This window comes from Actinomyces succiniciruminis (genome assembly GCF_900002405.1).
GTDB classification, from domain to species: Bacteria; Actinomycetota; Actinomycetes; order Actinomycetales; family Actinomycetaceae; genus Actinomyces; species Actinomyces succiniciruminis.
The window spans coordinates 1-26,485 of sequence record NZ_LK995494.1; the positions used below are offsets into that span (position 1 = coordinate 1).

Annotated in this window: 21 protein-coding genes and 1 riboswitch; of the genes, 15 read left to right on the forward strand and 6 right to left on the reverse strand. The window is 68.8% G+C overall.

The genetic code is table 11. The features are described from left to right. The first annotated feature begins 68 nt into the window (after positions 1-68). Positions 69-166, forward strand: a riboswitch (ZMP/ZTP riboswitch). A 23-nt stretch (positions 167-189) separates the two neighbouring features. From purH to BN1056_RS06115, 8 genes are all read left to right on the forward strand, one after another. Further along, positions 190-1,908: a bifunctional phosphoribosylaminoimidazolecarboxamide formyltransferase/IMP cyclohydrolase gene (gene purH / locus BN1056_RS06080; RefSeq protein WP_210579805.1), complete on the forward strand. Its 1,719-nt coding sequence runs from the start codon at positions 190-192 to the stop codon at positions 1,906-1,908. Between the two features lie 189 nt (positions 1,909-2,097). Continuing rightward, positions 2,098-2,382: a DUF3017 domain-containing protein gene (locus BN1056_RS06085; RefSeq protein ID WP_108969627.1), complete on the forward strand. Its 285-nt coding sequence runs from the start codon at positions 2,098-2,100 to the stop codon at positions 2,380-2,382. 145 nt (positions 2,383-2,527) lie between these two features. Next, positions 2,528-3,919 carry a dicarboxylate/amino acid:cation symporter gene (locus tag BN1056_RS06090; protein ID WP_210579807.1) on the forward strand — a complete coding sequence of 464 codons (1,392 nt, stop codon included), beginning with the start codon at positions 2,528-2,530 and terminating at the stop codon, positions 3,917-3,919. 142 nt (positions 3,920-4,061) lie between these two features. Next, positions 4,062-5,048: a malate dehydrogenase gene (locus BN1056_RS06095; RefSeq protein ID WP_073326974.1), complete on the forward strand. Its 987-nt coding sequence runs from the start codon at positions 4,062-4,064 to the stop codon at positions 5,046-5,048. A 235-nt stretch (positions 5,049-5,283) separates the two neighbouring features. Next, the gene (locus BN1056_RS06100; RefSeq protein ID WP_210579809.1) at positions 5,284-6,621 is read left to right on the forward strand and encodes an ABC transporter substrate-binding protein; all 1,338 of its coding nucleotides are present in this window, start codon (positions 5,284-5,286) and stop codon (positions 6,619-6,621) included. Between the two features lie 97 nt (positions 6,622-6,718). Continuing rightward, positions 6,719-7,651 (forward strand): carbohydrate ABC transporter permease, encoded by a 933-nt coding sequence (locus BN1056_RS06105; RefSeq protein WP_210579811.1) that lies wholly within the window; start codon positions 6,719-6,721, stop codon positions 7,649-7,651. Position 7,652: 1 nt separating this feature from the next. Beyond that, the gene (locus tag BN1056_RS06110) at positions 7,653-8,528 is read left to right on the forward strand and encodes a carbohydrate ABC transporter permease (RefSeq protein WP_210579813.1); all 876 of its coding nucleotides are present in this window, start codon (positions 7,653-7,655) and stop codon (positions 8,526-8,528) included. A gap of 25 nt (positions 8,529-8,553) precedes the next feature. Next, positions 8,554-8,853 carry a hypothetical protein gene (locus BN1056_RS06115; protein WP_244671544.1) on the forward strand — a complete coding sequence of 100 codons (300 nt, stop codon included), beginning with the start codon at positions 8,554-8,556 and terminating at the stop codon, positions 8,851-8,853. A gap of 23 nt (positions 8,854-8,876) precedes the next feature. Here the strand turns inward: BN1056_RS06115 and BN1056_RS06120 are convergent, their stop codons facing one another. Continuing rightward, on the reverse strand, positions 8,877-9,398 hold the full coding sequence (locus BN1056_RS06120) for a hypothetical protein (RefSeq protein ID WP_210579814.1): 522 nt from the start codon (positions 9,396-9,398) through the stop codon (positions 8,877-8,879). A 66-nt stretch (positions 9,399-9,464) separates the two neighbouring features. Here BN1056_RS06120 and BN1056_RS06125 point away from each other — a divergent pair, with 66 nt between their 5' ends. After that, positions 9,465-9,887, forward strand: coding sequence for a GntR family transcriptional regulator (locus tag BN1056_RS06125; RefSeq protein WP_210579815.1), 423 nt, complete (start codon positions 9,465-9,467; stop codon positions 9,885-9,887). 33 nt (positions 9,888-9,920) lie between these two features. Here BN1056_RS06125 and BN1056_RS06130 read toward each other — a convergent pair whose 3' ends face one another. Next, positions 9,921-11,321, reverse strand: a complete 1,401-nt coding sequence (locus BN1056_RS06130; RefSeq protein ID WP_244671545.1) for a hypothetical protein — start codon at positions 11,319-11,321, stop codon at positions 9,921-9,923. A 382-nt stretch (positions 11,322-11,703) separates the two neighbouring features. Here BN1056_RS06130 and BN1056_RS14955 point away from each other — a divergent pair, with 382 nt between their 5' ends. The 3 genes from BN1056_RS14955 to BN1056_RS06145 all read left to right on the forward strand — a co-directional run bounded on the left by BN1056_RS14955 (position 11,704) and on the right by BN1056_RS06145 (position 14,956). Then, positions 11,704-12,900: a hypothetical protein gene (locus tag BN1056_RS14955; protein WP_210579816.1), complete on the forward strand. Its 1,197-nt coding sequence runs from the start codon at positions 11,704-11,706 to the stop codon at positions 12,898-12,900. Further along, on the forward strand, positions 12,897-13,928 hold the full coding sequence (locus BN1056_RS06140; protein ID WP_210579817.1) for a hypothetical protein: 1,032 nt from the start codon (positions 12,897-12,899) through the stop codon (positions 13,926-13,928). Before BN1056_RS14955 ends, BN1056_RS06140 begins: the two co-directional genes overlap by 4 nt. 104 nt (positions 13,929-14,032) lie before the next feature. Next, positions 14,033-14,956 (forward strand): tetratricopeptide repeat protein, encoded by a 924-nt coding sequence (locus BN1056_RS06145; RefSeq protein WP_210579818.1) that lies wholly within the window; start codon positions 14,033-14,035, stop codon positions 14,954-14,956. A gap of 32 nt (positions 14,957-14,988) precedes the next feature. On the opposite strand, the gene BN1056_RS06150 is transcribed toward BN1056_RS06145, so the two are convergent. Then, positions 14,989-15,807, reverse strand: a complete 819-nt coding sequence (locus BN1056_RS06150) for a glycyl-radical enzyme activating protein (RefSeq protein ID WP_210579820.1) — start codon at positions 15,805-15,807, stop codon at positions 14,989-14,991. A 151-nt stretch (positions 15,808-15,958) separates the two neighbouring features. Here BN1056_RS06150 and BN1056_RS06155 point away from each other — a divergent pair, with 151 nt between their 5' ends. From BN1056_RS06155 to BN1056_RS06165, 3 genes are read left to right on the forward strand one after another with little or no spacing between them, the layout of a single operon-like run. Next, positions 15,959-16,807, forward strand: coding sequence for a DeoR/GlpR family DNA-binding transcription regulator (locus BN1056_RS06155; protein WP_210579822.1), 849 nt, complete (start codon positions 15,959-15,961; stop codon positions 16,805-16,807). Continuing rightward, positions 16,804-19,245 carry a glycyl radical protein gene (locus BN1056_RS06160; protein ID WP_210579823.1) on the forward strand — a complete coding sequence of 814 codons (2,442 nt, stop codon included), beginning with the start codon at positions 16,804-16,806 and terminating at the stop codon, positions 19,243-19,245. Before BN1056_RS06155 ends, BN1056_RS06160 begins: the two co-directional genes overlap by 4 nt. A 41-nt stretch (positions 19,246-19,286) precedes the next feature. Then, the gene (locus BN1056_RS06165; RefSeq protein WP_210579824.1) at positions 19,287-19,955 is read left to right on the forward strand and encodes a fructose-6-phosphate aldolase; all 669 of its coding nucleotides are present in this window, start codon (positions 19,287-19,289) and stop codon (positions 19,953-19,955) included. Between the two features lie 77 nt (positions 19,956-20,032). Here the strand turns inward: BN1056_RS06165 and BN1056_RS06170 are convergent, their stop codons facing one another. The 3 genes from BN1056_RS06170 to glgB form a co-directional block, all read right to left on the reverse strand. Next, on the reverse strand, positions 20,033-22,396 hold the full coding sequence (locus BN1056_RS06170) for a glycogen/starch/alpha-glucan phosphorylase (RefSeq protein ID WP_280516445.1): 2,364 nt from the start codon (positions 22,394-22,396) through the stop codon (positions 20,033-20,035). Positions 22,397-22,691: 295 nt separating this feature from the next. Further along, complete coding sequence (locus BN1056_RS06175) at positions 22,692-23,459, reverse strand: class I SAM-dependent methyltransferase (protein ID WP_210579825.1); 768 nt, start codon at positions 23,457-23,459, stop codon at positions 22,692-22,694. Positions 23,460-24,187: 728 nt separating this feature from the next. After that, the gene (glgB, locus tag BN1056_RS06180; protein WP_244671546.1) at positions 24,188-26,440 is read right to left on the reverse strand and encodes a 1,4-alpha-glucan branching protein GlgB; all 2,253 of its coding nucleotides are present in this window, start codon (positions 26,438-26,440) and stop codon (positions 24,188-24,190) included. Between the last annotated feature and the right edge of the window lie 45 nt (positions 26,441-26,485).

The window sequence follows — 26,485 nt, forward strand, 5'->3', positions numbered from 1 at the left end:
CCGCCACCAGCGCCGCCGCCGACAGTGCCCGGGAGCACCTGAAAACACGCGCCGACAGGCGGTAGGCTGGCCCCGGCCGCAACTGGCGAGGGTGGGGCACCACCGGGGAGCGGCCGGCCGGACACCGGTATCCCAAAACGGGACGTCGCCCGCCTGGGCGTCCCGCCGACACCGGCACAAGGAGCCCCCGTGACCGCCCAGACCCCCTCCACACCCGCCAGCCCCGCCTCCCAGGCCGACGCCGCCGGGCGCGTACCGATCCGCCGCGCCCTGGTCTCGGTATACGACAAGACCGGCCTGACCGAGCTGGCCACCGCCCTGGCCCGTCACGGCGTCGAGATCATTTCCACCGGCTCCACCGCCGCGACCATCGCCGCCGCCGGCCTGCCCGTGACCGCCGTGGAGGACGTCACCGGCTTCCCCGAGTGCCTGGACGGGCGCGTCAAGACCCTGCACCCGCGCATCCATGCCGGCATCCTCGCCGACCGCCGCAAGCCCGAGCACCTGGCTCAGCTCACCGAACTCGAGGTCGCGCCGATCGACCTGGTGGTGGTCAACCTCTACCCCTTCACCCAGACGGTCGCCTCCGGCGCCGACTTCGATGCCTGCGTGGAGCAGATCGACATCGGCGGCCCCGCCATGGTGCGCGCCGCCGCCAAGAACCACCCCTCGGTTGCGGTGGTGGTGGATCCCGCCCGCTACGGGGAGGTGGCCGACGCCGTGGCCGGCGGCGGCTTCAGCCTGGCCCAGCGCCGCACCCTGGCCGCGGCCGCCTACGCCCACACCGCCGCCTATGACGCCGCCGTCGCCTCCTGGTTCGCCCAGCAACTCGCGGCCGACGCCGCCGCTCAGGCCGACGAGTCCGCGCCCGCCATGCCCGCCTACGTGGGGGACGCCTACACGCTGCTGAACCCGCTGCGCTACGGGGAGAACCCGCACCAGCGGGCCGCCGTGTACACCGCCGTCGGCGCCGTTCCCGGGCAGGGCGTCGCCGGGGCCCGGCAGCTGTCCGGCAAGGCCATGAGCTACAACAACTACACCGACACCGACGCCGCCGTCCGCGCTGCCTACGACCACGGCGACGCCACCTGCGTGGCGATCGTCAAGCACGCCAACCCCTGTGGCGTGGCCGTATCCGCCGCCGGCGACGTCGCCGAGGCGCACCGCAAGGCCCACGCCTGCGACCCCGTGTCCGCCTACGGCGGCGTCATCGCCACCAACGCCACCGTCACCGCCGCCATGGCCCGCCAGATCAAGCCCATCTTCACCGAGGTGATCGCCGCCCCCGCCTACGACGACGAGGCCCTGGAGATCCTGACCACCAAGAAGAACCTGCGCATCCTGGTGGTCGCCCCACCCGCCCGCGGCGGCTGGGAGGTCAAGCAGATCTCCGGCGGTGCCGTGGTCCAGGAGCGCGACGCCATCGACGCACCCGGCGACGCGCCCACGGGCTGGACGCTGGTGTCCGGCGAGGCCGCGGACGAGGCCACCCTGGCCGACCTCGCCTTCGCCTGGCGCACCGTGCGCGCGGTGCGCTCCAACGCCATCCTGCTGGCCCAGGACGGCGCCACCGTCGGGGTGGGCATGGGGCAGGTCAACCGGGTGGACTCCTGCAAGCTGGCCGTGGAGCGTGCCAACACCCTGGGGGCCCGCGCCACCGGGGACGCCGCCGCCGACGCCGCAGGCACCGAGGGCGCCGAAGCCTCCGCCCCCGAGCGCGCCCGCGGCTCCGTGGCCGCCTCGGACGCCTTCTTCCCCTTCGCCGACGGCCTGCAGGTACTCATCGACGCCGGCGTGCGCGCCGTGGTCCAGCCCGGAGGCTCCATCCGCGACGAGGAAGTCATAGCCGCCGCCCAGGCCACCGGCATCACCATGTACCTGACCGGCACCCGCCACTTCGCCCACTGACGCCGTCGCACCCAACCGCATCCCGCCGCACCCCTGGCGGCGGGATGCGGGGTGGGTAGACGCGGGCAGAGGGGCGGGGGAGGCGCTAAGGTAGCGACCGTGAGCGACCAGAACGGGGCGGTTGACGGCGCACCGTCGACCGGTGAACCTGTAGATGCGCCCGCCGTCGGCCCGCACAGAGGTGACGCCGTGGACGACTGCCCCCAGCGGCAGCAGCCCTACCGCACCCTGGCGGTGGTCGCCGTCGCCGCCTGGCTGGCGGCCGTGCCCGCACTGTCCCTGCTGGGCCACCGGCGCCTGGCCGTCATCTGGCTCGGGGCGGAGGTGCTGGCCCTGGCCATCATCCGGCTCCAGCGCCCCGACGGCACCTGGATCGCGGCCCGCGGGCGCGCCTTCGACGTCGTCTTCGGGCTGCTGCTCGCCGTCGGCCTGTTCGCCTTGTCCTATTACGCGAACCTGCCGCGCGTGCGCTGAGGCAGTAGAACTGTGAGCCCGACCGCCTACTGCCGGGCGGAACCGGGTCACTGGGCGGTACCGGTGCGCGCGGGCGCGGGCGAGTGTGGCATCCTGCCGCCGACCAGCGGTCCCCGACCGCCCGCATCCAGCCGGAAGGCAGCACATGAGCAACCCATCCCCGCATCCCGAAGCTCGCGCCGGGCAGGCGTCCCCGGGGCCCGTCCGCCGCTTCCTGGCCCGCGGCGGCATCCTGGTGTGGGTGTTGGCCGCCATCATCCTGGCCCTGCTGCTCGGCTCCATCCAGATCGGTGGTAACCACCTGGTGCCCGTGCCGATCGGACGGATCTTCGCCACCTTCTCCGACCTGTTCAGCCAGTTCCTGAGCTTCTCCATCCCGCTGATCATCATCGGCCTGGTCACCCCCGCCATCGCCGACCTGGGGCGCGGCGCCGGCCGCTGGCTCGCCATCACCGCCGCGATCGCCTACAGCTCCACCCTGTTCGCCGGCTTCGTCACCTACCTGGCGTGCGCGGCCACACTGCCCCGCGTGCTGGGCGGTAAGACGCTGACCGACGTCGAGGAGCCCGGCAGCGCCCTGGAGACCTACTTCAGCGTGGAGATGCCGGCCGCGGTCAGCGTGATGACGGCACTGCTGCTCAGCTTCGTGGTCGGCATCGGCCTGTCCATGGTGCCGCGCGGGGTGCTGCGCAAGGGCTTCATCGAGTTCCGCGCCATCATCACCGCCCTGATCGAGCGGATCATCATCCCGCTGCTGCCGCTGCACATCTTCGGCATTTTCCTGAACCTGACCTACACCGGTGAGGCCTGGGCAATCATGCGCACCCTGCTGCGGGTGGTCGTGGTCGTGCTGCTGCTGGAGGTGCTGATCCTCGGGGTGCAGTACCTGGTGGCCGGTGCCGTCGGACACCGGAACCCCCTCAAGGCGCTGGTCACCATGCTGCCCGCGTACCTGACGGCGCTGGGCACGTCCTCCTCGGCGGCCACCATCCCGGTGACCCTGCGTCAGACGCGCAAGAACGGCGTGGCCGACGCCGTCGCCTCCTTCACCGTGCCCCTGTGCGCCACCATCCACCTGGCCGGCTCCACCTCGAAGATCTTCGCCTTCGCATTCGCCATCGCCCTCACGCAGGGCATCACCGTCTCCGCCGCCCAGTGGGTCGGCTTCATCTTCATGCTCGGCATCACCATGGTGGCCGCCCCGGGCGTGCCCGGCGGCGCCATCATGGCCGCCACCGGTCTGCTGTCCAGCATGCTGGGCTTCAACGACGCCCAGGTGGCGCTCATGATCGCCACCTACATCGCCCTGGACGCCTTCGGCACCGCCACCAACGTCACCGGCGACGGCGCCATCGCGATCGTCGTCGACCGGCTCGCCCACGGCCGCATCGGCCCCGAGGGGGACCCGGAGAACACCCGCGAGCTGGCCTTCGACGGCATGAAGTACCTGGACCGGGTCAGCGTCGAGGGGGTCGTCAGCGCCGAGGCGCTGCAGGCCTCCGCCGCCGCGGCCGGCCCCAACGCCGTCAGCCGCTGAACCTCCCGAGTCGGGATGTAGCCCAGATCTCCCCACGCGCGGCGGCCGCTCCGGCCATCGTCCCAAACCTTCGGACGCGCTACGGCATAGGCTTTGATCAACGGCCCCAGCGGCCCAACTGACTGTCTCGAAGGAGTCCTTCATGGCCAACGCCCCCGTCAACATCACCGTCACCGGCGCTGCCGGCAACATCGGCTACGCGCTGCTCTTCCGCATCGCCTCCGGTGCCCTGCTCGGCCCCGACCAGCGCGTCAACCTGCGCCTGCTCGAGATCCCGCAGGCTGTCAAGGCTGCCGAGGGCACGGCCATGGAGCTGTTCGACTCGGCCTTCTCCACGCTCGGCTCCGTCGACATCTTCGACGACCCCAAGCAGGCCTTCGAGGGCGCCAACATCGCCTTCCTGGTCGGCTCCATGCCCCGCCGGGCCGGTATGGAGCGCTCTGACCTGCTTTCCGCCAACGGCGGCATCTTCGGCCCCCAGGGCGAGGCGCTTGCCGCCGGCGCCGCCGACGACATCAAGGTCCTCGTGGTCGGCAACCCCGCCAACACCAACGCGCTCATCGCCGCCTCCCACGCCGGCGATATCCCGGCCTCCCGCTTCACCGCCATGACCCGCCTGGACCACAACCGGGCCCTGGCACAGCTCGCCGCCAAGGCCGGCTGCCACGTCTCCGACATCGACAAGGTCGCCATCTGGGGCAACCACTCCTCGACCCAGTACCCCGACCTGACCCACGCCACCATCAAGGGCGAGCCGATCACGGACATCCTGGCCGACCGTGAGTGGGTCGAGAACGACTTCATCCCCACCGTCGCCAAGCGCGGTGCCGCCATCATCGAGGCCCGCGGCGCCTCCTCCGCCGCCTCCGCCGCCTCCGCCGCCATCGACCACGTGCGCGACTGGTGCCTGGGCACCACCTCGGCGTGGACCTCCGCCGCGGTCATGTCCGACGGCTCCTACGGCGTACCCGAGGGTGTCATCTCCTCCTTCCCCTGCACCGCCGAGAACGGCGAGTGGAAGATCGTCCAGGGTCTGGAGATCGACGACTTCTCCCGCGCCAAGATCGACGCCTCCGCCGCCGAGCTGGTCGATGAGAAGAACGCCGTCGCCGGCATGGGCCTGATCTGACCCACACCTGCGCCAGCAGTCAGCGGCCCCGGCTCCTTGAGGAAGCCGGGGCCGCTGCTCTACCCCGCCGACCTTCGTCACCCGGCTGCAAGCTGGCAATCTGCTACCGAGCGACGCACTGTTCTATACTTTTGTGGCTTCACACACACACGGGTCGAGGCCGGCGAAGGTGCCGGTCGGCACGCGCCCGACTCGACCATCCGACAAGAAACAGCGCCGTTTCGAGGAGAACACCATGCGTAACCCCGTTCTATCCCGGCGGCAGGCCCTGGTGGGCCTGTCAACCACAGCCGTCCTGGCCACGCTCGCCGCGTGCGGAACCACCGGCACCGATGAGTCCGGCGGCGGCACGTCTTCCGGCGCCGTCACCGTCGGGGAGGGAGACGACAGCGAAGTCGACGTCGTCACCTGGTGGTCGGCAGGCTCCGAGAAGGAGGGCCTGGCCGCCCTTGTTGAGGTCTTCGAGCAGCAGTTCCCCGACACCAAATTCGTGAACAAGGCCGTGTCCGGCGGCGGCGGGTCGCAGGCCAAACAGAAGCTTGCCGCGGACCTGGCGGCCGGCAACCCGCCCGACACCTACCAGGCTCACGCCGGCGCCGAGATCCAGGCCGACATCGAGGCCGGCTACCTGCTGGACATCTCCTCCCTGTACGACGAATTCGGTCTCAATGATGCCTTCCCCGAAACCCTCATCGACCGGCTCAAGGACTCCGAGGGCGCCATCTACTCCATCCCCTCCAACGTGCACCGCAACAATGTGGTGTGGGCCTCCATCAAGGTGCTCGAGGACGCGGGCCTGGACCCGGACAGTCCGGCCACGGACATCGACGGCTGGATCGCGGACATGGAGAAGATCGAGGCCGCCGGCTACACGCCCATCACCATGGGCATGGCCTGGACCCAGCTCGGCCTGCTGGAATCCATCCTGATCGCAGACCTCGGCCCCGACGCCTACTCGGGACTGTTCGACGGCACCACCGACTGGGCGGGGGAGGAGGTCACGGCAGCCCTCAAGCACTACGAGACGATCATCGGCTTCACCGACAAGTCCCTGTACACCGAGGACTGGGAGCCCGCCATGCAGCCGGTCTTCCAGAACCAGGCCGCCTACAACGTGATGGGCGACTGGGCGGTGGCCGGCTTCGACGCTGCGGGCCTGACCGCGGGCACCGACTACACCTACTTCCCGGTGCCCGGCACCGACGGCGTGTTCGACTTCCTCGCCGACGCCTTCGCCCTCACCGACGGCGGCCCGCACCCCGGCGGCGGCAAGAACTGGCTCCAGTGCATCTCCACCAAGGAAGGACAGATCGCCTTCAACACCGTCAAGGGCTCCATCCCCTCCCGGTCCGACCTCACCGATGAGGAGAAGGCCCAGTTCTCCGAGTACCAGCGCTCCGCCATGGAGTCCTTCGGACAGGACACGATCGTCTCCTCCATCGCCCACGGTGCCGCCCTGCCTGCCAAGGCGTCTGACGCGATGAATGACGCCCTGACCAAGTTCGCCCAGGGGGCTTCCGACGTCGCCACCCTGCAGTCCGAGCTCGCCGCGGCCTACGCCTCGGTGGCATGACCCGCGCCCGCCCGGGCGGGGAGAGCACCACACCCGCCCTCCCCGCCCGGGCGGCGCAGCTGCGCATCTATCCAGTCGACGGATCCGAAGGAACATCGTGAGTACTACAAAGGCGTCACCTACCCGGCGCAGGCGGGCGAACTGGAAGAAGTGGGGGCCCGGCCTGCTGCTGATCTCGCCATCCCTCATCCTGGTTGGCGTCTTCGTCTACGGCATGATCGGCGTCAACATCAATACCTCCCTGCTGGATACCCACACTGCGGCGCAGGTCTCCGGCAGGAAGTCCTCGCACGTCGTCGGCCTGGAAAACTTCATCAGCCTGTTCAAGAACCCGAACTTCCAGCACTCCTTCCTCAACCTGATCCTGTTCACGATCGCATTCCTGGCCGGGACCCTGGTGATCGGCTTCCTGTGGGCGTGGCTGCTGGACAAGCCGATCAAGGGCGAGGGCATCTTCCGGGCCGTGTTCCTGTTCCCCATGGCCGTGTCGTTCGTGGCCTCCGGCGTGGTGTGGCGGTGGCTGCTGAACTCGGCCCAGGGCGCGCAGGCCTCCGGACTGAACCGCCTGTTCGAAATGACGGGACTGAAGTTCTTGGAGAACAGCTGGACGCAGAACACGACCTTCGGCATCCTGGCCATTGCCATCCCCGCGGTCTGGCAGCTGGCCGGCTACGTCATGGCCCTGTTCCTGGCGGGCTTCCGCGGCATCAACGACGACCTGCGTGAGGCCGCCCGGGTGGACGGCGCCAACGAGTGGCAGCTGTACAAGTCGATCATCTTCCCCCAGCTGACCCCGATCGCCCTGAGTGCGGTCATCATCATCGGCCACATGTCGCTGAAGTCCTTCGACCTGATCATGTCCATCACCGATCAGCGCACCTACTCCACGAAGGTGCCCGCCATCGACATGTTCAACTTCATGACGGACAACGACTACTCCAACGCGGCCGCCGTCGGCACGATCCTGCTGGTCGTGGTCGCCATCGCGGTCATTCCCTACCTGATCCACGACGCGAAGGGCAGGCGCTGACATGGCCGCCGACGTCACCGCCCTGACCGCCAAGCGCCAGGTCACCAGCACCACCGGCATCGCCTGGGGACGGGTGGTCCGCTACGTCCTGCTGCTGGCCTCGCTCATTTTCGTGCTCATCCCCGTCTACGTCCTGTTCGTCACCTCCTTCAAGAACGGCGCCGAAGCCTCTCCAGCCACCACCTGGTACCTGCCGGACAGCTGGGACACCACCAATTGGGTCAACGCCTGGAATGAGCTCAAGGGCGGCCTGGTCCGCTCCCTCATGCTGGTGATCCCCTCCTCGTTCATCTCCGCGATGCTCGGCTCCGCCAACGGGTTCGTGCTGTCGAAGTGGCGCTTCCCCGGGGCGAACGTGGTGTTCACGCTGATCCTGTTCGGCATGTTCATCCCCTACCAGGCGGTCATGATCCCGCTGATGCGCATGGTCACCCGAGTCGGCCTGGGCTTCGGCATCCCGACGCTGATCCTCATGCACGTGGTCTACGGCATTCCGATCTGCACGCTGATCTTCCGCAACTACTACGAGTCGATTCCCGACGAGCTGATCGAGGCCGCCGAGGTCGACGGCGCCGGGATGCTGCGCACATACTTCTCGGTGGTGCTGCCCATCTCCATCCCCAGCTTCGTGGTGGTGATCATCTGGCAGTTCACCAGCGCCTGGAATGACTTCCTGTTCGCCCTGTTCTTCGGCGGCGGGGCGCAGTCCGGCCCGGTGACGCTGGCGCTGAACAACCTGGCGCACGGCTCGATCATGGCTGACTACGGCGCCTCCATGTCCGGTGCCCTGATCGCCTCCGTGCCGACGCTGCTGGTGTACATCTTCCTGGGCAAGTACTTCGTCGGCGGCCTGATGGCCGGCTCCGTCAAGGGCTGAGTGCGACCGCGCTACAGTCGTGCCCATGGCACGCCGAGGATCCCGCAGCTCCAAGCGCCCCTACGCGGCCGGGCATCGGCCGCTGGACATGGGCCGCCTGGAGTCGTTGCCGCGCACCCAGACCGGGCCCGGGGGAGCGGAGTTCACGGTGCGGCGCGTGCGCGGCGGAGCCAAGACCTACATCTGCCCCGGCTGCAACCAGACGATCGCCGCCGGTACGCCCCATGTCGTGGCCTGGTCCAATGAGTCCCTGTTCGGGCCGGAGCGTGGCCTGGAGGAGCGCCGTCACTGGCACACCTCCTGCTGGGACCGTCACCTGTGGTGAGCGGCCCGGTGGTCGGATGCCGGTCAGGCCAGCGGCTCGGGGGAGCGCTCCTCCCAGCCCGGCAGTAGCCGGTCCAGGGCGGTGCGCAACGGCACGATGTCGCCGTCGCGGCCGCCCTCACCAATGGTCATGGGCACCGGCTCGTCGGTCGGCGTCACTCCGAGCAGCCGATCGCGCACGCTCAACGGCCGGGTGAGAATGTAGAAGTGGCCGGCGGTGTCGATCGCCACCGACTGGTCCTGGCGCAGGTACCAACCGGTCAGCGGGGTGCGGGCGGACCCGCCGCCATAGCCCCGCACTCGCAGCGGGACCGCCGCCAGCCCCTCCGCCTCGGCGACAGCGATGAACAGGGAGACGATTCGTGCCGCCCGCTGGTGCTCCGCCGCCTGCCGGGCCTGCAGCATGCGTGCCCGCTCGGCTGCCGCGTCACGACGCCGCTGCGCCCAGTCCGCGTCTTGCGCGCCGGAAGACGACGGCGCATCCGCCGCATCCGGGACAGCCGCTGCGGGGTGGTCGGGGGAGAAGTCGGGGTCCGCGTGAGCCATGCTCGTAGCCTACGAGCCGCCGGAAGAGCTGTGGTGCTGCCCGCCGGGTTGCCGCACACTAGAGGTATGAACACACCCACTCAGCCTCCGCAGCGTCCTCCCGAATCGGCTGCGCGGCCGGCACCGACGCCGCGCACCGCCCGGCTCGACATCCACCTCGATCCCGTCTCCGCAGAGCCCGTCTTCTCCCAGATCTGTGCGGCCGTCAGTGCCGACATCGCCGCAGGCACGCTCCCAGCGGGCACTCGTCTGCCTCCTACGCGCGCGCTCGCCACCCAGCTGGACATAGCCGTCAACACGGTGGCGAAGGCCTACCGCGAACTCGAGGTTCAGGGCTACATCGAGGGCCGCGGCCGGCGTGGAACCTTCGTGCGCGACCAGTCCGGGGTGGCGGGTGAGCGGGAGGCGCTGCGCTTCGTCACCACCATGCACTCCCTGGGCATGTCGCTTCAGGACACGCTCGAACTGGTGCGCCGCGCCTGGCCCTGAGCCCCGGTGACGACCGGGGCCCAGAGACGGGCATTACGCCGGTGCGACCTCACTTGGCTCGGCGTCGTCAGCGGCCGGCGTTCCGCCGTCGGCGGGCGCATCCGCTTGCACCTCCCCGGCCGCAGCGGCATCGTCACTGCTCAAGGCCTCGGTGATCACGTCGGAGAAGACCGGCGCCGGCGGCACCGCGTTGCCGAGCACACCGCGCATCTCCTCCAGGTAGCTGGCCACGGAGTCACGCTGGCGCTCCAGCTCCTCCACGTCCCGGGCGGCCGCGGACTTCTCGGCGTCCGCATCGGCGCGGGCGTCCTCCACCAACTGCTTGGCCTCCTCACGGGCCTGCCGCAGGATCTCCTCCGCCTGTCGGGTCGACTCCGCACGGCGCTCCTGTGCGGACTGATCCGTCTGTGCGCGCACGGCCTCGGCGCGCTCGAGCGCCTCCTGTAGCCGGGCCTCGGCGTCCGCCGCCTGCGTCTGCGCCTGTTGCTGCATCTCGGCGATACGGGCGCGCGCCGACTCGTGCGCGGCGGCATCCTCCTGGGCGGCGGCCTCGTGCGCGGCGGCCACGTCCAAAGTCGCCTGTTGGCGCAGTTCGGCCGCCTCGGCGCGTGCAGCCTCCGCATCGGCCTGGGCGGAACGGCGCAATTCCTCCGACTCGTGGCGGGCCGCGGACAGTAGCTTCTCCGCCTCGGCACGTGCTTTCTCGACGGTGAGCCGGGCCTCCTCCTGGGCGGCGGTCAGCGTGGACTCGGCCTGTTCGGAGGAGGAGCTGCGCAGCTCCGCGGCCTCCTGGGCGGCGGCCTCGCGCACCCCGGCGGCCTCGCGCTCGGAGGAGATCGCGAGCTCCGCCGCGGACTTGTTCGCCTCCGCGCGCACGACCTGCGCCTCCCGCTCCGCCGCGGCACGTAATTCGGTGGCGGCCGACTCGGCTTCGGCGGCGAGCTGGGCGGCCCGGCGCTCGGCGGACCCGACCAGCTCGTTGGCACGCGCCTGCGCATTGGACAGTGTGGTCTCCGCCTCGCTTTCGCTGCGCGTGCGCAACTCCGCAGCCTCGCGGCGGGCGTCCGAAATCAGCGTGGCGGCTTCGGAGGAGGAGCGTTCGGACAGATTCGCGGCGTTGGCGCGAGTGCGGGTCAGGAGTGCATTGGCCTCCGCATTGGCCTTGGACAGCACCGAGGCGCTCTGCTCCTCGGCACTGCGCAGCAATTGCTCGATGCGTGATCCCAGCCCCGCGTACGTCGGCTTGTCCGTCTCCCGCAGGCGACGCTGTGCCTCCGCGAGTTCACCGGCCAGGGTCATCGCCCGCTGATCAAGGTTGGCGACCTCCCGGCGTGCGTCCTGCAGCTGGCGGTTGAGCGCTTCCAGTCGCTGGTCCACCTGCGCGCGGTCGTACCCGCGCATGGTGATGGCGAACTCTTCGGTGTCCTCGGCCACGTCAAATCTCCTCCTGGGCCGGGTCGGGACGGCCCACCGTCCCAGCGTAGCCCCTGGGCAATCCGCGCGGAATCGGTACATTCCCGGCGCTCTCGCGCGGTTCACCGGGGCGCGGGCAATCCCGCCACCCGGGGCGGCAAGACATCCCGCAAATCGGCGCGTCCGCGCCCTACAACCGGCGCGGGGAGGGACTTTGCCCTAGGCTTTTGCTCATGGCGCAGCAACCTGTGATTTTCGCCGAGGCCGGTGCGAACCGGCGGCAGTCATGGGATTCTGGCGTCCGGCCGCCTCAAACGTCGTCCTCGTGGCGTCGGTGCGAGTCGCGCACACCCGTCGGCCACGTCGGCGGGTCCATGTCCCCCAGTTCGAGGAGAACCGCGTCGTGAAACGACGGATGCTGAGCGTGATCATTGCCGTTCTCGGCCTGATCGCCATAGTCCTGGCAGTCTGTTCCGCCACCGTGTGGCGTCCGAGCTCAACTGCCCGGGCCAGCCTCGCCCAGAGTCCCGACCAGCACTACGTCGTCACCGAGCAGGGCGTGCTCAGCCTCGTGGAGTCCGACGTCGAGGTAACCGCTACCGCCGCCTCCGCCGATCAACCGGTGTTGATCGCCGTCGGCCACGTGCAAGACGTCAAGGCCTGGCTCGCCTCGGACCCCTACATTCTGGTGACCGGCCTGACCGACTGGGACACGCTGGAGTCCACCGCAGTCACCACCTCCTGCCCCGAGGAGGCCACCCCCACCGCAACTGCCGAGGCCTCCGCCGCGACCACCGCTGAAGCCACTGCGACGGCGACGACGGACGCGGACGGCTGCACCGTGCTGGAGAACAGTGACGCCGACCCCACCGACTCCGATCTGTGGATCACCACCAAGACCGGGACCGGTTCGGCCACTCTCGAACTGGACACCGCCGGCTCCGACCTGGCGGTACTGGTGGCCACCGACGGCGCCTCCAGCGCCCCGCAGGTGACGCTGGCCTGGCCGCGGCACGTGTCCACCCCCTGGCTGATTCCCGGCCTGGTCGTGGGCGGCCTGCTGCTGCTGGTGGGCGTGTTCCTGTTCCTGATCGACATTCAGATGCGCCGCGCCGACGAGCAGCGGCGCGCCCGCGCCGCCGAGCGGGCCGCTCGCATGGCCCAGGCCGACTCCGTGGCCACCGTAGGTATCCCGCAGATCGGAGACCCGAACCGCCCGCTCACCCGCCGCGAGCAGCGAGACAAGGAGCGCGCCGAGGCCGCCGGTGAGGAGTGGGTCGACCCGCGCACCGGAGCCGTCTACGTCGGCGGCGTGCAGGCCCCCGCCGTGCCGCAGGCGCCCGCCCCCGAGCCCGAGGAACTGGCCGCGGACACCGTGGAGGCCTCCGGGGCCGCCCGCGGCAGTGCCGTCGTCCCGGGACTGGATGCCGAGACCACCGCCGCACACCGTTCCGCCCGTGAGCTGGATGAGACGGCGCCCTTCGCCGTCGCCGACGAGGAGGAGACCGCCTCCTCCGAGACGGAGGAGATGCCCGCCGTCGAGGACGGGACGGCCGCCGACGCGAACACCGACGAGTCCGACGAGGAGCACCAAGCATGATCACCAGCCGCCGCGCCTTCTTCACGGGAGCGACCGCGACCGCGCTCGCCGCCGCCCTGGCCGCCTGCTCCCAGGACGTGCCAACCAATACCGCCACCGGCACGCCCACGCCGCAGCCGGTGCTCGACTCCGACCGCCTCACCGCCGTCCTCGAACGTGTCCAGGCGGGCCTAGACGCGGCGGATGCGGACAAGAACGCCGACGCGCTGGCCGGCTATCTCACCGGCCCAGCCGCCCGTGTGCGCGGCGAGGAGTACCAGGTCGCCTCGGCCACCGAGGATGACAGCTTCGTGCACACCTTCACCACCACCAGCCAGGCGGGTACTGTCGCCCTGGCCAACGACTTCCCGCGCACGGTGCTGACCATCACCGACTTCGCCGATGACGAGCAGGGCTACCTGCTGGCCCTCACCCAGGACTCCGCCCGCGACAACTACCAGCTGTGGGCTTGGGCCCAGCTGTTCGCCGGGGTGGAGATCCCCTCCACCTACGCGCCCGCCATCGGCACCGAGCAGATCGCCGCGGATGACGCCACCGACCTGGCCGCCAGCCCACAGGAGGTGCTCGACGCCTACGTGGACGCCCTGAACGATCCCGACGGCGAGAACGGCAAGGCCTTCGCCGACGACGTGCTGCGTCAGCGCATCGCCGCCGAGCGGGCCGTCGACCTGTCCGAGGCGGGCGAGATCAACGTGACCGCCAAGGCCGGCGCGGACGGCTTCAACAGCCTGCGCACCGCGGACGGCGGCGTGATCACCATGACCACGCTGACGTTCTCCACCGTCTACAAGAAGACGGTGGCCGGTGCCAACCTGTCCCTGACCGGAAGCACTGTTGGTGCTCTGATGGGGGACAACCAGGACGTGGCGGGCACTGTCACCGCCAACTACGACGTCATGATCGCCTTCCTCATCCCGGCCGCCGACGCCGAGGACGCCACCCCCACCGCCCTGGGCATGGACCTGGTGCTGGCCTCCGTGTCCCGCGACGACTCCCAGGCGCCCGCCGAGGAGGACGCGGAGGGCTGACGCCCCGGGCGAACGGGTGCGCCGGGCCGCCCGGGGGAGGACTACGCTCCCGTTCGTAACCAAAGCCAGCAAGCCATGCGGGCACAGCCCGGGAAAGGCACACCATGAGCATGTTCGGTGCCGTCGACCTGTCCTCCCTCGCACCCAAGCAGGGGACCGGCCCCACCCCCGCCGCCGGTACGACGGAGCCGGCCGCGGGCAGCGGCGGCGCGGGCGCGCTCGTGGTCGACCTGGACGCCGCCAACCTGCGTGAGATCGCCGAGGGCTCCGCCCGCGTGCCGGTTGTGGTGGTGCTGCACACCCCGCGCTCCCAGGTCTCCACCGACCTGGCGGCGCTGCTTGAGCGCCTGGCCGGCGAGTACGGCGGCCGCTTCCAACTCGCCCGCGTGGACGTGGACGCCGCCCCCGAGGTGGCTCAGGCCCTGCAGGCCACGGCCGTGCCCACGGTGGTCGCGCTGATCGCCGGGCAGCCGGTGCCCATGTTCCAGGGCAGCGCCCCCGAGGAGCAGCTGCGCGCCCTGCTCGACCAGTTGCTCGAGGTCGCTGCCCGCAACGGCGTGGACGGCCGCATTGCCGTCGACGCCCCGGCGCAGCCGGAGCCGGCAGAGCCGGAGGAGACCGAGGTTGAGCGGGAGGCCCGCGAGGCCATCGAACGCGGCGACTGGTCCGGGGCGGAGGCTGTCTACGATCACGCGATCGCCAACTCTCCGGCCGACGACGACCTGAAGGCCGCCCGCAGTCAGGTGCGCATGCTTGCCCGCATGGACGGGCAGGACCCGGCTGCGCTGCTGGCTGCGGCCGACGCTCCCGGCGCGGACCTGGACGCCCAGTTGGCCGGGGCGGACGCGGCCCTGGCTCTGGGGGACGTGAACGCCTGCCTGGGACGCGCCCTGGAGGCCGTGCGTGCACACGTCGGTGATGATCGCGAGCGGGCCCGCCTGCGTCTGCTGGAGCTGTTCGAGGTCATCGGTGCTACCGCTCCCGAGGTGGCTCGGGCCCGCCGCCAGCTGGCCACCATCCTGTACTGAGTCGCGGAGTGCGTGGACGGCGAGCCGGGGAGTCAGAAGAACGCGTCGATGCCCGCGTGCACCATGGCAGCGCGGTAATCCACCAGATCCTCGGGGTGCAGTGCCGGGACTCCGGCCATGTGGTAGGGACGTCCCAGTAGCGTGTACTTGCGTTCGCCGAACTGGTGGAAGGGCAGCAGCTGGACGCGCTCGACCCCGAGCGAGCGCAGCAGGTCGGCGAAGGCGGTGGCGTCGTCGAGAGCGTCGTTGACGCCGGGAATGACGGGTATGCGCACCTGCGTGCGGATGCCGCGCTCGAGCGCGCGGGACAGGTTGCGCAGCGGTAGATCGTTGTAACCGCCGGTCCACCGCTTGTGCGCGTCGCGATCATGGTGCTTGACGTCAATGAGCAGATAGTCGAGGTGATCCAGCGCCCGGTCGAACACGCGTGGCGCCACGTGCCCCGTCGACTCCATCGCCGTATGTATGCCGCGTTGCTGCAACTCCTGGAGCAGCGCCGTCGCGAACACGTGCTGCATCATCGGCTCGCCGCCCGACAGTGTGACGCCGCCGCCTGACTCCTCGAAGAACGGCCGGTCGGCCTCGCACTCCTTGAGTACCTCCGCCAGCGTATGCGTCCTACCCGCGGGGGTCGCCTCACCGGTGGTGGGATCGAGGAGTCGCTCGATGCCGGGATTAATGGACTCGGGGTTGGCGCACCAGGGGCACGCCAACGGGCAGCCCTTAAGGAACACAACCGTGCGAATGCCCGGCCCGTCGTGCAGCGAGAAGCGCTGAATGTTGAACACCACTGCGGTGTTGTCCGCCCGACGGGCTGCCTCGTTCGGTGAGGCAAGCGGATGCGAGGTCATAAACCCAGCTCCTTTCGTTCGAAACTAGTATAACTTACGAACGAAGGACCAAAGACCTATGTTTGAAGCACGCCTTCCGCATATTGTGGTGTCAACGCTTCAAACGAAGCGCTTCACGGTTGCGTACGGTAGGAAAGGGGGTATGGAACCCATGAGTAGCCGTCAGACCACCCTCCTTGAGGCGATCGTCGCCGCCGGGCGCGTCGCCGTCACCGAGCTCGCGCAGCTGGCCGAGGTCTCCGCCGTCACCATCCGCAAGGACCTGGACGCTCTGGAATCGCGCGGCCTGATCCGCCGAGAGCGCGGCTTCGCCGTGCTGGTCTCCGCGGACGATCCGGCCGGCCGCCTCGCCTACCACTACGCGGACAAGGCGCGCATCGCCCGGGCCGCGGCCGGCACCGTCCACGACGGCGAGATGGTCATGGTGGAGGCCGGCTCATGCTGCACCCTGCTGGCCGAGCAGATCGCCACCCAGCACTCCGGCACGACGATCATCACCAACTCGGCCTTCATCGCCGATCGGCTGCGAGCCTTCCCGGCCACGCGGGTCATCCTCCTGGGCGGTGAGCAACAGCCGGACTCACGCGTCATGGTCGGCCCCATGGTCGAGTTGTGTGCGCAGCAGTTCCTAGTCGATCGGCTCTTCGTCGGCACCGACGGCTTCACCGCCGAACACGGATTCACCGCACGTGACTACCTGCGAGCCACCGCCGTACGGGCCCTGGCCGAGCGGGCTGAGCACGTCGTCGTCGTCACCGAGTCCGAGAAGCTCGGCGGACACGGGCCCGTACCGCTGCTGCCCGCCTCGGCCGTGTCCACCGTATGGACCGACACGGCGGGGGACCCCGCCCAAATCACCGCGCTGACCGACTCCGGCGTCCGAGTCGTCACCGTATCGCCGTCGGGCGCCACCACCACCCACAGCGCCGCCGCCGGCGCAACCACCAGGCCCACGGCCGCGATCCGCACGGGCACGCCAGAAGAGGAACAATCGTCATGACAACCATTGCCCAATCCACGCCCACCGCCCTCGGCGGCCCCCACTTCGGCGGTCTCACCGAACGCATGGCCGCCTGGCGCGAGGAGATTCTGGACACCGAGCCCAGTGTCTGCGTTGAACGCGCAGTCATCACCACGCAGACCTACCGGGACAACGCCGATCAGCCGCTCGACATGGTCCGGGCCCTCATGCTCAAGAACGTGCTCGAACGGATGACCATCTACATCGAGCCCGCCTCCCGGCTGGCCGGCAACCAGGCAAGTGCCAACCGGGCCGCCCCCATCATGCCCGAATACGCCATGGACTGGGTGATCGACGAGCTCGACGAGTTCGACAAGCGCCCCGGGGACCGCTTCACCATCTCCGAGGAGGCGAAGCAGACGCTGCGGGAGATCGCCCCATTCTGGCGGGGGCGCACCCTCAAGGAGCACGCCCTGGCCCTCATGCCCGCGGACTCCAAGCGCTTTTACGACCTGGGGATCATTCACCCCGAGGGCAACATCACCTCGGGGGACGCCCACATAGCCGTCAACTACCGGCGTCTGCTGGCAGACGGCCTGGCCACCTACCAGCGGCGCGCCCAGGAAGCACTCGATGCCTTGGACCTGACCGACCCCGCGCAGCTCGAGCAGGCCCCCTTCTACCGCAGCCTCATCGTCGTCTTCGACGCCGTCATCGCCTTCGCCCACCGCTACGCCGACCTCGCCGAGCAGCTCGCCGCCGCCGAGACCGCCCCGGACCGCCGCTCCGAGCTGCGGGAGATGGCCCGCGTGCTGCGGGTTGTTCCCGAGCACCCGGCCACCACCTTCCATGAGGCCGTTCAGTCGATCTGGCTCGTGCACGTGGCCCTGCAGATCGAGTCCAATGGTCACTCCCTGTCATACGGGCGCCTGGACCAGTACCTGTGGCCCTTCCTGCGTGAGGACCTCGAGGCCGGGCGTGAGACCGATGCCTCCGCCACCGAACTGCTGACCAATCTGTGGCTGAAGACCTTCACTGTCAACAAGATCCGCTCCTGGAGCCACACCCGGTTCTCCGCCGGCAGCCCCCTGTACCAGAACGTCACTATCGGCGGCCAGCACGCCGACGGCTCGGACGCCGTCAACCACCTGTCCTACCTCATCATCACCTCCGTGGCGCAGACCCACCTGCCCCAGCCGAACCTGACCGTGCGCTACCACCACGGCCTGAGCGACAACTTCATGAACGAGGCCATCGAGCTCATGCGGCTGGGTACCGGCATGCCGGCCTTCAACAGCGACGAGGTCATCATCCCCTCGCTGATTGAACGCGGGGTGGCCCCCGAGGACGCCCACGACTACTCGGCGATCGGCTGCGTCGAGGTCGCCGTCCCGGGCCGCTGGGGATACCGCTGCACCGGCATGAGCTTCCTCAACTTCCCCAAGGCGCTCCTGGTCGCGCTCAACGACGGCGTCGACCCCGCCTCCGGAACCCGACTGGCGCCGGCCTGCGGGCACCTGCGGGACATGACCTCCTTCGACCAGGTCATGTCCGCGTGGGACTCCACCATCCGCGAGTTCCAGCGCAACTGCATCGTGCTGGACGCCGCCTGTGACCTCGCCCTGGAGCACCAGGTTCCCGACCTGCTGTGCTCCGGACTGGTGGACGACTGCATCGGCCGCGGCAAGACCCTCAAGGAGGGCGGCGCCGTCTACGACTTCGTCTCCGGCCTCCAGGTCGGCATCGCCAACCTCGGTGACTCCCTGGCCGCCATCAAGAAGGTCGTGTTCGAGGACCATGCCATCACCGGCGCCCAGCTGTGGGAGGCCCTCCAGTCCGACTTCGCCGGAGAGGAGGGCGAGCGGATCCGTAAGCTCCTGGTCGCCGCCCCCAAGTACGGCAACGACGACGACTACGTGGACGACCTGCTCGTGCGCGCCTACGCAACCGACATCGACGAGATCTTCAAGTACAAGAACTCGCGCTACGGGCGCGGCCCCATCGGCGGAACCTACTACGCCGGCACCTCGTCCATCTCCGCGAACGTGCCCCAGGGCGCCTCCACGGCGGCCACCCCCGACGGTCGTCACGCCGGCCAGCCGCTCGCGGAGGGCTGCTCGCCGAGCCACGGCGCCGACGTCAACGGCCCGACCGCCGTGTTCAAGTCGGTCTCCAAGCTGGAGACCGAGCGCATCACCGGCGGCGTGCTACTCAATCAGAAGGTCAACCCGCAGATCCTGGCGAGGCCCGAGGATCGGGCGAAGCTCATCGCCATGCTGCGCGCCTTCTTCAACCGACTCCACGGCTTCCACGTCCAGTACAACGTGGTTGACCGCGCCGTCCTTTTGGACGCCCAGGCGCACCCCGAGCAGCACCGCGATCTGATCGTCCGCGTTGCCGGCTATAGCGCCTTCTTCGTGGTGCTGTCCAAGCAGACCCAGGACGACATCATCGCCCGCACCGAGCAGACCCTCTGAAATCGCCCGCGGCTCAGAACTAATCAGGAAGGAGAACCGAGATGCAGTTTCTCATCGACGACGCTCGCCTGGACCGGGTGGAGCGCGCCCTGAACACCTTCCCCCTCATCGGGGTCACCACGAACCCGTCTATTCTCAAGGCCGGTGGCCTGACGGACTTCGAACGCGATCTGCGCACCATCCGGGAGCTGGTCGGGGACCGGGACCTCCACGTGCAAGTGGTCGCCCGAGACACCGAGGGCATGCTGCGGGAGGCCGACACCATCCGCGAGCTAGTCGGGGAGTCCACCCTCATCAAGATCCCGATGACGGCGGCCGGGCTGCCGGCCATGCGCCGACTCAAGGCCCAGGGGGCTCGCGTGACCGCGACGGCCATCTACTCCACGGCGCAGGGGCTGCTGGCGACGGCGGCCGGGGCGGACTACCTCGCCCCGTACGTCAACCGCATGTCCAATGCGGACGTGGACCCGTATGCGGTGATCCGGGCTTTGCGCCAGGACATCGACCGTGAGGGGGTGCCGACCCGGATCCTGGCGGCCAGTTTCAAGAACGTCAAGCAAGTCACCGATGCGGCCGCCGCCGGCGCCCACACGGCGACTATTGGTGCCGACGTGTTGGACGCCATGCTGGGGCTGCCGCAGGTGGGGTTGGCGGTGGACGCGTTCGCCGCCGACTTCCAGGCGGCCTTCTCCACCTCGAGTATCGCCTGAGAGACACGCCAACGGCGCCCGCCCCCTTCTCAGGGGACGGGCGCCGTCGTCGTCGGAATGTGCGAGCCGGTTAGCCGTCAGGCTACCGGCTGCGGCTCGATGCCCCACACCTTGGCGTAGTCGCTGATGGTGCGGTCGGAGGAGAAGCGGCCGGAGCGGGTGATGTTCACCCACGCCTTGCGCTGCCAGGCGCGCTGGTCGGCGTAGTCGACGGCCATGGCGTCCTTGGCCTCGCGATAGGCGGCGAAGTCACCCAGCACGTAGTACACGTCCGCCTGCTCGTTGCCCTCACCCAGGAGGCTGCGGCGCAGGTCCGCGAACCAGCCGGAGCCGTTGTCGTCCAGAGTGCCGTCGGTGAAGGCGTCGAGCACGCGCTTGAGGCCGGGGACGGACTCGTAGGTGGCACGCGGGTCGTAGGTGGCCCGCAGCGCCGGCAGCTCGTCCTCGGTGGCACCGAAGATGTAGGCGTTCTCATCGCCCACGGCGTCCAGGATCTCCACGTTGGCACCGTCGAGGGTACCGAGCGTCAGGGCGCCGTTCATCATGAACTTCATGTTGGAGGTGCCGGAGGCCTCCTTACCGGCCATGGAGATCTGCTCGGAGACGTCGGCGGCCGGGATGATGTGCTCGGCGGGGGAGACGTTGTAGTTGTGAATGAACACGACCTTCAGGGTCTGGGAGATCACCGGGTCGTTGTTCACGAGCTCCGCGATGGCGTTGATCAGCTTGATGATGCCCTTGGCGCGGATGTAGCCGGGGGCGGCCTTGGCGCCGAAGATGAACACGCGCGGCGGCACCTGCAGCGACGGGTCCTCCTTCATGCGGAAGTACAGGTCCAGGATGTAGATCGCGTTCAGCAGCTGACGCTTGTACTCGTGCAGGCGCTTGATCTGCACGTCGAAGATGGCGTCGGGGTTGATCTCGATGCCCTCGCGCTCGGCCACCCAGGCCGCGAAGTCCACCTTGTTGGCGTGCTTGACCTCGGCCAGGCGGTCCAGCAGGGCGTCGTCGACGGCGTCGGTGTGCGCGGCCAGCAGGGACAGGTCCTTGACCCAGGCGTCGGAGCCGGCCACCTCGTCCAGCAGCGCGGACAGGCGCGGGTTGCACTGCCGTAGCCAGCGGCGCGGAGTCACACCGTTGGTCTTGTTGTTGAAGCGCTCGGGCAAGACGTCGTGCCACTCCTTGAGCGTGTCGCGCTTGATGATCTCGGTGTGCAGTGCGGCCACGCCGTTGATGGAGTAGGCGGCGTAGCAGGCGATCCAGGCCATGCGCACCTTGTCGCCGGACAGCGGAGCCATGTAGTCGATGCGCGTCTGGTCCAGGCCGCGCTCGGCCATCTCCTGACGGAAGCGGCGGTCGATCTCGCGGACGATCTCCGCGATGCGGGGGAACAGGCGGTCGAAGATGGACATCTCCCAGGTCTCCAGGGCCTCGGCCAGCACCGTGTGGTTGGTGTAGGCGAAGGTCTTGGTGACGATTCCCCAGGCCTGGTCCCAGCCCAGGTGGTGCTCATCCATAAGCAGGCGCATGAGCTCGGGGATGGCGAGCACCGGGTGGGTGTCGTTGAGCTGGACGGAGTTGAAGTCGGCAAAGCCGCTCAGGTCATCGCCGTGGTGAGTGACGTAGTTGTCGACGATCTCCTGCAGGGACGCGGAGCAGAAGAAGTACTGCTGGCGCACTCGCAGCACCTTGCCCTCGTAGGTGGTGTCGTTGGGGTAGAGCACGCGGGAGATGTCGGCGGTGCGCTCACGGTCCACGATCGCATCGGTGAAGCGCTGGGAGTTGAAGGCGTCGTAGTCGAACTCCTCCATGGGCTCAGCCCGCCACAGGCGCAGCGTGACCACGTTCTTGGTGCCGTAGCCGGTGATGGGCATGTCGTGGGGGACGGCGCGCACGGTCAGGTCGTTGTAGCGGACGATGCGCTGAGCCTCCTCGCGGCGGATGACGAAGGGGTAGCCCTCCTCCATCCAGGGGTCCGGATGCTCGGTCTGGAACCCGTCCTCGAACAGCTGCTTGAACAGTCCGTAGCGGTAAAGGATGCCGTATCCGGCCACCGGCAGGTCCAGGGTGGCGCAGGAGTCCAGGAAACAGGCGGCCAGACGGCCGAGCCCGCCGTTGCCCAGAGCGGCGTCGGGTTCCTGCTCGAGCACATCGGTGAGGTTAAGCCCGAAGGCGTTCACGGCCTGGGTGGCCTCCTCGACCAGGCCCAGGTTGGTCAGGTTGTTCAGCAGGGCGCGTCCCTCGAGGAACTCGGCGGAGAAGTAGTGCTCCATCCTGCCGGCACGGTACTTCTGCTCGGTGGCGTACCAGTCGTCCGCGATGGCGTCGACAACGGCGGCGGACAGTCCCTGCCAGACCTCCATGGGGGTGGAGGCTTCGGCTGGACGGCCGGAGACTGCGCGCACCTGGGAGGACACGCTGGTGGGGAGGATCTTCGACATCTTTATTCCCTTACGTGGGCGTCAGGACAGCGCTGCAAGGTTCTTGCAGCAAGGACAGCATACGGCGATCGGACTCATGGTACAGGGCCAACTGGCTCCCGGAGAGCGTGGGCATTGCCTCACGAAGCGGGTGGCTCGTGGACGGCGGCGATGACGACGGTGCGGGCTACGCGGTCGGGCTGTTGAGGATGATACGTGCGGTGAGCTTGGGCACTGAGAGAACAGGTGGGGGAGGGCAACACCATCCCGGCGTTGGCGCTTGAGGTGAGCGCCCCGGATGACGAACTGGAACTGGTTAGGATGTCTTCCTCGCCACGATATAAAACCTGTGGATGCTGCCTTCGATCACGCCGGTCCTGTCAAGAAGCTCTTGCGCCTCGTACAACTGTTCAAGGCAGTCGTCAACAGAAAACCCGGGAAACTCCCAGTCGACGATCCTGGCGAACCAGACAAGCGCGCCCACATCGTAGAACCGTATCGGTCGGCGAGCCTCCCCGCCTTCCAGCACTTCAAATCCCTGCGCGAGGAGCTCCGATGTTCTCACGTCAAGGTATTGCTTGGGGTATGGTGCCTCCTTGATTTCGGGAAGAAGAAGTTGAACCAGTTCTTGATCGTTATCTGCGCCAACCTGCTGTGTAAGGAATAGTCCGCCCGGCCTTAGCGCGCGCCGCAGTTCCGCGGTGTCGTATGCCCCATGTCGGTTCGTGATAATATCGAAGCTGGCATCCGGGAAGGGGAGTCTCTCTTCTCCGTCACCCTCCTTGAAATCGATCCCCAGCGGCAGCAAGACTTCTTCGCACACTTTCACGTTGGGGGGATAGCCCTCGATCGCCGCGGTGCGCTCATTGGGGTGGTGGAAGGAGAGTAAGAACTCTCCGCCTCCGGTATCCATGTCCAGCAGCTGCATGTCGTCTGTCCGGTACTTCTGAACGATCTCTCGAAACTCCCACGGCAGGTCATCTTCTTCTGTGTATCTGCCGTGAATATGGGAAAAGTCCCAACCGTGAATATGGGCGACGCGTTCTTCACTCTCCCATGCCTGCTTCAATTGTTCCGCGTTCATCGTATGCTGCTCCTTCCGAAAGAGGCGTGACGACTGAATTCGCCGGCTGTTCGTGTTTGTGGGGGTGGTGGTTCGGGCGCGGCTGGTGGTGTGGTGGTCGGGTTCGGGGCCTTGTTCGATGCGAGCCGGCCCGCCATGTGGTCGTTTTCGGGTGCGGGAGGTCGTTCTCGGGCCGGCGGGGACGATGCCGGGCCGGTGGAGGGCGGCGTCGGAGCGGCGTCGGGGTGGACGGCTCGTGTGTTCCAGTGACGGTTCGTCACCTAGCAGCAACGGTTCTGCATGAACGACGACGGTTCGTACACCTACCCCACGAACCGTCGCAAGAGGTGCCGAACCGTCGGCGCGAAGTGACGAACCGTCAGGCCAGCGCACGAAGCGTCGGGAGAAGGGGCGCGCCGCATCACCGGAACCCGCACGCATCGCCCTTCACCCGGCAAACCGCCACCTGTCAGCCCACCCCGCCCCGAGTACGAAGAGCCAATGAACCACGACGAGCCACTTATCGCGCCGGACTGGCGGTATTTCCAGGGTGCGCGGGCGTCTCGGCGCCGCAGCGGCGTGCATTGGCACGGGAGGCTTTGCGGTCTGGATGTTCACCTCCCTCCCGAGCATTACATCCCATGAGTGCAAGAGCCGCTTGGTAAGCCGGAGGGGCCGGTGAAACACCCAGATGTCTCACCGGCCCCTCCATCCGCCTCAAGGCCCTCGGCCCGGGGACGGCTCGCGGCTCAGTCCCGCGACGGCCGCAGGAAGATGGCGCCCATCGGGGGGACCCGCAGCTGCACCGAGGCCGGGCGACCGTTCCAGGGCAGCTCCTCGGCCTCGACGTGCCCGAGGTTGCCCACGCCGGAGCCGCCGTACTCGGGGGCGTCGGTGTTGATGACCTCGTCCCAGCCGCCGGCGAAGGGCAGGCCCACCCGGTAGCCCTCGTGCGGGGTGCCGGCGAAGTTGACGATCACCGCCACCAGGTCCGAACGCCCGTCCGGCCCGGTGCCCTTGCGCAGGTAGGACAGCACGTTGTGGTCGCCGTCGCCGGCCTCAATCCACTCGAAGCCCCGGTGGGAGAAGTCATCGGCCCACAGGGCGGGGGAGGCCTTGTAGAAGGCGTTCAGATCGCTGACGAGCCGCAGCAGCCCGGTGTGACCGGGGTCGTCCAGGATCCACCAGTCCAGGGAGTTGTCCGAGTTCCACTCGGCGCCCTGCCCGAACTCCTGCCCCATGAACAGCAGCTGCTTGCCGGGGTGGGACCACTGGTAGGCGTACAGGGCGCGCAGACCGGCCAACTCCTGCCAGGCGTCACCCGGCATCTTGGACAGCAGTGAGCCCTTGCCGTGCACGACCTCGTCGTGGCTCAGCGGCAGGATGAACTGTTCGGAGAATGCGTACACCAGGGAGAAGGTCAGCTCCCCGTGGTGGTAGCGGCGGTTGATGGGCTCCTCGGCCAGGTAGCGCAGGGTGTCGTTCATCCACCCCATGTTCCACTTCAGGCCGAAGCCCAGCCCACCGTACTCGGTGGGGGCGGTGACGCCCGGCCAGGCGGTGGACTCCTCGGCGATCATGACCGTGCCGGGGTTCTTCCGGTAGGCGGTGGCGGTGGCCTCCTGCAGGAAGCTGATCGCCTCCAGGTTCTCCCGGCCGCCGAACTGGTTGGGGTGCCACTGGCCCTCCTCGCGGGAGTAGTCCAGGTAGAGCATGGAGGCGACGGCGTCCACGCGCAGGCCGTCTACGTGGAACTCGCCCAGCCAGTAAAGGGCGTTGGCCACCAGGAAGTTGCGCACCTCGTTGCGGCCGAAGTTGAACACGTAGGTGCCCCAGTCGGGGTGCTCGCCGCGCTGCGGGTCCGGGTCCTCATACAGGGCGGTGCCGTCGAAGCGCGCCAGCGCCCACTCGTCCTTGGGGAAGTGGGCGGGCACCCAGTCCAGGATGACGCCGATGCCGGCCTGGTGGAGCTGGTCCACCAGGTAGCGGAAGTCATCCGGGGTGCCGAAGCGGGCGGTCGGGGCGTAGTAGCCGGAGACCTGGTAGCCCCAGGAGCCCCCGAAGGGGTGCTCGGCCACGGGCATGAACTCCACGTGGGTGAAGCCGGCGTCCTTGACGTAGGGCACCAGCTCGTCGGCCAGGCCCCGGTAGCCCAGGCCCTGCCGCCAGGAGCCGATGTGCACCTCGTACACGCTCATCGGTCCGGAGTGCGGGTCGGTGACCGCACGGTGGGACATCCACTCCTCGTCGTTCCACTCGTGGAAGCGGTCGGTGACCACGGAGGCGGTGGCGGGCGGCACCTCGGTGGCGCGCGCCATGGGGTCGGCCTTCTGGTGCCAGGAGCCGTCCTGGAAGCACAGCTCGAACTTGTAGCGGGCGCCCACGCCCACGCCGGGAATGAACAGCTCCCACACGCCGGAGGCGCCCAGGGAGCGCATGGCGGAGGCGGTGCCGTCCCAGTAGTTGAAGTCGCCCACCACGCGCACGGCCCGCGCGTTGGGCGCCCACACCGCGAAGGCAACGCCGTCGACATCTCCCATGGTGCCGGAGTAGTGCTTCAGGTGCGCGCCCAGCACCTCCCACAGCTCCTCGTGGCGGCCCTCGGAGATGAGGTAGGTGTCCATCTCACCCAGGGTCGGCAGGAAGCGGTAGGGGTCGTCGACGGTGATGGTCTCCTCCCCGTAGGTCACCTCGATGCGGTAGTCCGGGATCTCATCCCCGGGGACGACGGCGACCCACACGCCGTCCTGCTCATGGCGGGCGGGGAAGGAACCCTCCGGAGTGACCACGACGACGGCGTCGGCGAGGTGGCGCACGGTGCGGATGGTTACGCCGTCGGCGCCCACATGGGCGCCAAGCACCTCATGCGGATTGTGGTAGCGGCCGTAGGCGACATCCGCGAGGACCCAGGGGTCCACGGGGACTGGCGCGGGGCCAGTGGCCTGCGGCGGCGGGGCGTCGTTGGATTCGGGGGCGGGCTCGGGGCTGGTGACGTCGGTCATGTTCTCACTCTCCCATGCGGTGACCGGCTGAGGGGGGACTTTATA

What these genes read in the sequence shown, in the direction of transcription:
- BN1056_RS06120 (WP_210579814.1), bottom strand. Translation starts at nt 9,398, where the DNA reads ATGGCTCACGCGGACCCCGACTTCTCCCCCGACCACCCCGCAGCGGCT.
- BN1056_RS06090 (WP_210579807.1), top strand. Translation starts at nt 2,528, where the DNA reads ATGAGCAACCCATCCCCGCATCCCGAAGCTCGCGCCGGGCAGGCGTCC.
- BN1056_RS06145 (WP_210579818.1), top strand. Translation starts at nt 14,033, where the DNA reads ATGAGCATGTTCGGTGCCGTCGACCTGTCCTCCCTCGCACCCAAGCAG.
- BN1056_RS06125 (WP_210579815.1), top strand. Translation starts at nt 9,465, where the DNA reads ATGAACACACCCACTCAGCCTCCGCAGCGTCCTCCCGAATCGGCTGCG.
- BN1056_RS06150 (WP_210579820.1), bottom strand. Translation starts at nt 15,807, where the DNA reads ATGACCTCGCATCCGCTTGCCTCACCGAACGAGGCAGCCCGTCGGGCG.
- BN1056_RS06170 (WP_280516445.1), bottom strand. Translation starts at nt 22,396, where the DNA reads ATGTCGAAGATCCTCCCCACCAGCGTGTCCTCCCAGGTGCGCGCAGTC.
- BN1056_RS06140 (WP_210579817.1), top strand. Translation starts at nt 12,897, where the DNA reads ATGATCACCAGCCGCCGCGCCTTCTTCACGGGAGCGACCGCGACCGCG.
- BN1056_RS06165 (WP_210579824.1), top strand. Translation starts at nt 19,287, where the DNA reads ATGCAGTTTCTCATCGACGACGCTCGCCTGGACCGGGTGGAGCGCGCC.
- BN1056_RS06095 (WP_073326974.1), top strand. Translation starts at nt 4,062, where the DNA reads ATGGCCAACGCCCCCGTCAACATCACCGTCACCGGCGCTGCCGGCAAC.
- BN1056_RS06110 (WP_210579813.1), top strand. Translation starts at nt 7,653, where the DNA reads ATGGCCGCCGACGTCACCGCCCTGACCGCCAAGCGCCAGGTCACCAGC.
- BN1056_RS06115 (WP_244671544.1), top strand. Translation starts at nt 8,554, where the DNA reads ATGGCACGCCGAGGATCCCGCAGCTCCAAGCGCCCCTACGCGGCCGGG.
- BN1056_RS06160 (WP_210579823.1), top strand. Translation starts at nt 16,804, where the DNA reads ATGACAACCATTGCCCAATCCACGCCCACCGCCCTCGGCGGCCCCCAC.
- BN1056_RS06100 (WP_210579809.1), top strand. Translation starts at nt 5,284, where the DNA reads ATGCGTAACCCCGTTCTATCCCGGCGGCAGGCCCTGGTGGGCCTGTCA.
- BN1056_RS06155 (WP_210579822.1), top strand. Translation starts at nt 15,959, where the DNA reads ATGAGTAGCCGTCAGACCACCCTCCTTGAGGCGATCGTCGCCGCCGGG.
- BN1056_RS06175 (WP_210579825.1), bottom strand. Translation starts at nt 23,459, where the DNA reads ATGAACGCGGAACAATTGAAGCAGGCATGGGAGAGTGAAGAACGCGTC.
- glgB (WP_244671546.1), bottom strand. Translation starts at nt 26,440, where the DNA reads ATGACCGACGTCACCAGCCCCGAGCCCGCCCCCGAATCCAACGACGCC.